The sequence below is a fragment of the Streptomyces sp. SID10853 genome, from assembly GCF_010548145.1.
Taxonomy (GTDB): Bacteria; Actinomycetota; Actinomycetes; order Streptomycetales; family Streptomycetaceae; genus Streptomyces.
This window is the reverse complement of the sequence record NZ_JAAGLN010000365.1, coordinates 1-4,590: the sequence shown is the minus strand read 5'-3', so window position 1 is coordinate 4,590 and position 4,590 is coordinate 1. Positions and strand designations below refer to the sequence as shown.

2 protein-coding genes and 1 pseudogene are annotated in these 4,590 nt (G+C 73.8%); all 3 read right to left on the bottom strand.

Features of this window, described 5'->3' with window-relative positions:
- Positions 1-642, bottom strand: a pseudogene (locus G3I19_RS34675) (GNAT family N-acetyltransferase); the annotation flags it as partial.
- Entirely contained in the window at positions 639-1,835 is a 1,197-nt protein-coding gene (locus G3I19_RS34670; RefSeq protein WP_239075032.1) for a M20/M25/M40 family metallo-hydrolase, read from the bottom strand. The pseudogene G3I19_RS34675 and the gene G3I19_RS34670, both read right to left, overlap by 4 nt.
- A 37-nt stretch (positions 1,836-1,872) precedes the next feature.
- The coding region (locus tag G3I19_RS34665) for a serine hydrolase (protein WP_164267669.1) at positions 1,873-4,590 on the bottom strand (2,718 nt) is incomplete at its 5' end.

The following is a 4,590-nucleotide window of genomic DNA, read 5'->3' as shown; positions in this document are numbered from 1 at the left end:
GGTGATCCGGCGGTGGCCGTGGCAGGCCGCGGCGACCTCGGGGGCGGCCAGCTGCCACTCCACGAGCAGCCGGTCGGTGTCGTCGGGGCCGTTGATGCCGTCGTTCATCGGGCCGTCGAAGTTGGGCAGGTACTGCACGGGCCGGGCGGCCAGCTTGCCGATGTTGAAGTAGGCGTTGCGCCGCACCAGCGGGTCGAAGGTCCAGGACACCTGCGCCGCGCCCCGCTGGAGCGCCCAGGAGCGCTGGTGCGTCTTGAGGGCGAAGCCGACGCTGCGGCCGCGCATCCGGGCCGAGACTCCCGCGATGTGGCTGTGCAGTGCGCCGTCGGGCGGCGGGCCGAAGAAGCCGATACAGGCGCCGGCCGGCTCGCCGCCCGCGTCCGTGTCGAAGGCGGCCGCGACATAGCTGCCCGCCTTGTCCATCGCCCGCAGCAACTCGGTGGTCGCCAGGGCGTTCTCACCGGCCGGTTTCCAGACGCCCTCGAAGAGGCGGCAGGCGGCCTCCAGATCCGGCAGGGAGCTGATCGGCCGTACCTGGCAGCCCGCCCGGTGCGCCGCGGCGCCGGCCGCCGTCAGCGCGTCCGCCAGGGTCCCGTGCCCGGTCTCCCGTACGCACGGGGTGGCGGCCGGCATGTCCGTCATCGGGTGCTCCCGCCGGTCGTCGCCGTGTCGCTGTCGCGTGCCGGCCGCGGGTACTCGGCGAGCAGACCGGCGATGAGCGCCGCCAACAGCGCGGTGCGACGCGGGAGTTCGCTGACGACCACAGGTTCGTCGGCGGCGTGCGCTCCGCCGCCCACCGCGCCGAGCCCGTCCAGGGTCGGCACACCCGCACCCGCGGTGAAGTTGCCGTCCGACGCTCCGCCCACGGCTGCGGCCGTGAGCGGGGCGAGGCCCAGCTCTCCGGCCAGCCGGGCGGCGCGGCGGTAGAGCGCGTCCGACGCGCTGTGCGGCAGGGGCGGGCGGTTGGGGCCGCCGGTCACCTCGACGGTCGCGCCGTCGAGCACGGGCCGCAGCCCGTGGAGAGCGGTGTCCACCCGGGTCTGTTCCGCGACGTCGCGCACCCGGACGTCGACGGAGAACCGGCTGTGGGCGGGGACGGTGTTGGCGGTGGTCCCCGCGGTCACCCGGGTCGGGGTGACCGTGGTGCCGCCGCCGGGGTCGGACAGGGCGGCGACGGCGAGTATCTGGTGGGCGGTCTCGATGCCCGCGTTCACCCCGCGGTGCGGCTCCAGGCCCGCGTGGGCGGCCCGGCCGCCGACCTGTATCCCGTACAGGGAAACCCCTTTGCGTTCGGTCTTCAGCGCGCCGCCGTCGGCGGACGCCTCCAGGACCAGCGCCGCGGCGCAGCCGGCCGCCTCGGACTCGATCAGCTCCCGCGACGACGGCGAGCCGATCTCCTCGTCGCCGGTGATCAGGAGGGTCGTCCCGGCCGCGGCTCCGGCGCCGAGTGCGGCGATGGCGTGGAAGGCCATGACGAGTCCGGCCTTCATGTCGAAGCAGCCGGGCCCGCGGAGCACTCCGTCCAGGACGGTGAACGGGTGGGTGTCCAGTGAGCCGATGGGCCACACCGTGTCGTGGTGGCCGAGCAGCAGCAGGCGCCGGGGGCCGCTCCCCAGCCGCCAGCGCAGATGCGTGCGGCCGTCGAGAGTGATCAGCTCGGGCCCGGTGCCCAGGTACGGTGCGGCGGTCGCGGCGACCGCATTGGCGCTGCGGGCCACGGCGGCGAGGTCGGCGGACGGCGACTCCGTGCGGACGAGGCGCCCGATGTCGTCGATCATGGCGGGCAGCCGGCGCTCGAACAGAGCGACGGGGATGTGCTCGTGAGGCATTCGCATGCCGTGCGGTCCCTTCCCCTCAGGTAGGTCAGGCATGTCAGGACACCTTCGGGGTGGCGCGGACACCGAAGTGCACATACGGCTCACCGGTCGCCGGGGTGTAGAAGGTCACGGGGGTCCATGACCGGCTGCCGGGCAGCATGACGACGAAGAGGTCGTCGGTCACGGGCACCAGGCCGGCCTCCTGCACCGTCTCGGGTACCAGATCGGCGAGCGGGCCCGTCACGGTGTGGCGCAGCCGTAGCCCTGCGGTGCGCGGCCCCGCCCTGCGAGATCCGTCGGTGCGCGGTCCTTCGGTGCGGGATCCGTCGGCGTCCTCGATGATCTCGATGCGCGCACCGGCCCGTTCGTACCGGCCGAGGTGGCGGCCGGCATCGACCGGCGCCGGGGTGGCCGGGGGCTGGAGCGGCTGCGGCAGGGTGACCCCGGCCAGCTCGGCGAAGATCTCCGTGAAGAGTTCGAGGTAGAGGTCGTGGGTGCTCCCGCCGTTGGTGAGGAGGGTGACGGCGAGGTCCTGTTCCGGCAGCAGCCGCAGGAACGCCGACTGGCCGATGGTGTTGCCGTCATGTCCGAGCATCCGGTGGCCGTCCGCGTCGAAGCGGATCCAGCCGAGCCCCCAGGAGTCCCCGAGTGTGTGCACGTCCGGCAGGTCGACCTGCTTCTCGGTCATCGCGTGTGCGGCCCGCTCCGACAGGACACGGGTGCCGTCGGCGGTGGTGCCACCGGCGAGGTGCATCCGGGCGAAGGCCAGTACGTCGGCGGCCGACGCGGTGATCAGTCCGGCCGGTCCTGCCGAGCGGGGCAGGCCCCACACCGGGACCGGCCTGGGGTCCTGACCGCCCTCGGCGTCGTGCCCCATCGCGGTACGGAAGCGCAGCGCCTCCTCGGGCAGCGTGACGGTGTGGGTGAGGCCGAGCGGTGAGCAGAGCCGCTCCTTGACGGCGCTGTCCCAGCTCATGCCGGTGAGCTTCTCGACGATCCGGCCGGCCAGCACGAAGCCCGAGTTGCAGTACGAGAACGTCACCCCCGGCGGATGGATCTGCGCCGCCGTGATCAGTTGGTCCACATACCCCTGGAGGCAGTCGTCACCGCGGCCGGTGTCGGTGAAGATGTCGCCGTCGATGCCGCTGGTGTGGGTGAGCAGATGCCGTACGGTCAGCTGCTCCAGCGCGCGCGGGTCGGACAGCCGCAGCTCGGGGAGGACATCGCTGACCGGGGCGTCGAGGTCGAGCTTCCCCTCCTCGACGAGTTGCATGATCAGGGTGGCGGTCCACACCTTGGTGAGGGACCCGATCTGGAAGAGCGAGTCCTCGGTGGCCCTGACGCCCGTGTTCTTGTTGAGCACACCGCAGGCGGCCAGGGCGAGTTCGCCGCCACGTGATATGCCCAGGACCGCGCCCGGCACCCGGTGCCTGGCCGCCAGCTCGCCGAGCCTGGCCTCCCAGTGCGCGGCGTCCAGCGGGGCACGGGCCGTACGCCCGGACCCTGCCCCGGACCCCGCGTGGCACTCCACCCAGTCGACGACGCGGCGGGCGAGGTCGGCCCGGTGCGAGGGCGGCCCGTCGAGCAGGAACAGGTGCGAGCCGCCCGGGTAGAGCACCAGCCGGGCGGGGACACCCCGCACCCTCAGCGCGGTGAACCACTGCTCGGCCTGCCCGACCGGGCAGCGCTCGTCGGCCGCGCCGTGCACCACCAGCGTCGGGGTGCGGACGTGCTCCACCCGTGCGTACGGGGAGAGTTCGGCGTAGCGCTCACGGTTCTCCCACGGCTCCCCGCCCAGTTCGGTCGCAGCCAGCGGATGGGCCTGGTCGCTGGTGCCGCACATGCTGGTGAGGTCGCTGACCACGCCACCGGCGACGGCGGCGGCGAAGCGGTTGTCACGGCTGGTCAGGTAGCAGGTCATGAAGCCGCCGTAGCTGTAGCCGGCCACGGCCAGCCGCCGGGGGTCGGCGGTCCCTTCGGCGACCAGGGTGTCGAGCGGTTCGAGGAAGTCCGGCGCGTCGGCCGCGCCCCATGCCCCGCGTGCGGCGGTGAAGAACGCCGCGCCGTAGCCGTCGCTGCCACGGGGGTTGAGCAGCAGCACCGACCAGCCGCGTGCCGCCAGCACCTGGTGGTACGGGTGGAAGGGGTCGGCCGCCCCGTTCCAGGCGTTGTGCGGGCCGCCGTGGATGTCGAGCAGCAGCGGCGTGGGGCCGGTGACGGCCGGGTCGCGCAGCAGCCAGCCGTGCACCGTGGTGCCGTCGGACACGGTGAACTCCCGCTCCTGCGGGGCCAGCAGCTCCACCTCGCCCAGCGCCGCCCCGTGCCGGGTGAGCACCTGCTCGCGCCCGGTGGACAGCTCGACGGTCACGATCTCGCCGTACGAGGTGGGGGTCGCCAGCACGAAGGCGGCGGTGTCAACCGCGGTGGACAGGCCGGAGACGACGCGGCCCGCGCCGCCGACGAGCGGGCGGGCATCGCCTCCGTCGGCGTCCATCGCGTACACATGGGTGCAGCCGCGTTCACGCAGACAGAGCAGCAAACGGCTTCCGCCGGCGGCCGGTTGGGGCAGCGCGCCCGGGTAGCCGGGGCCGCCGGGCATCACATTGCGGTCGAGTCCGGCGGTGAGGTCGACGTCTGCGCCGCCGTGCAGCGGGACGCGCAGCAGGCTGGCGTGGCCGAGTGCGGTGTCCGTGCGGCCCACGACCAGCAGCGCGTCGGCGTCGGCGGCCCAGTTGACGGCGTACGCGGTGCCCTCACCCGGGCCGGCCGGCCG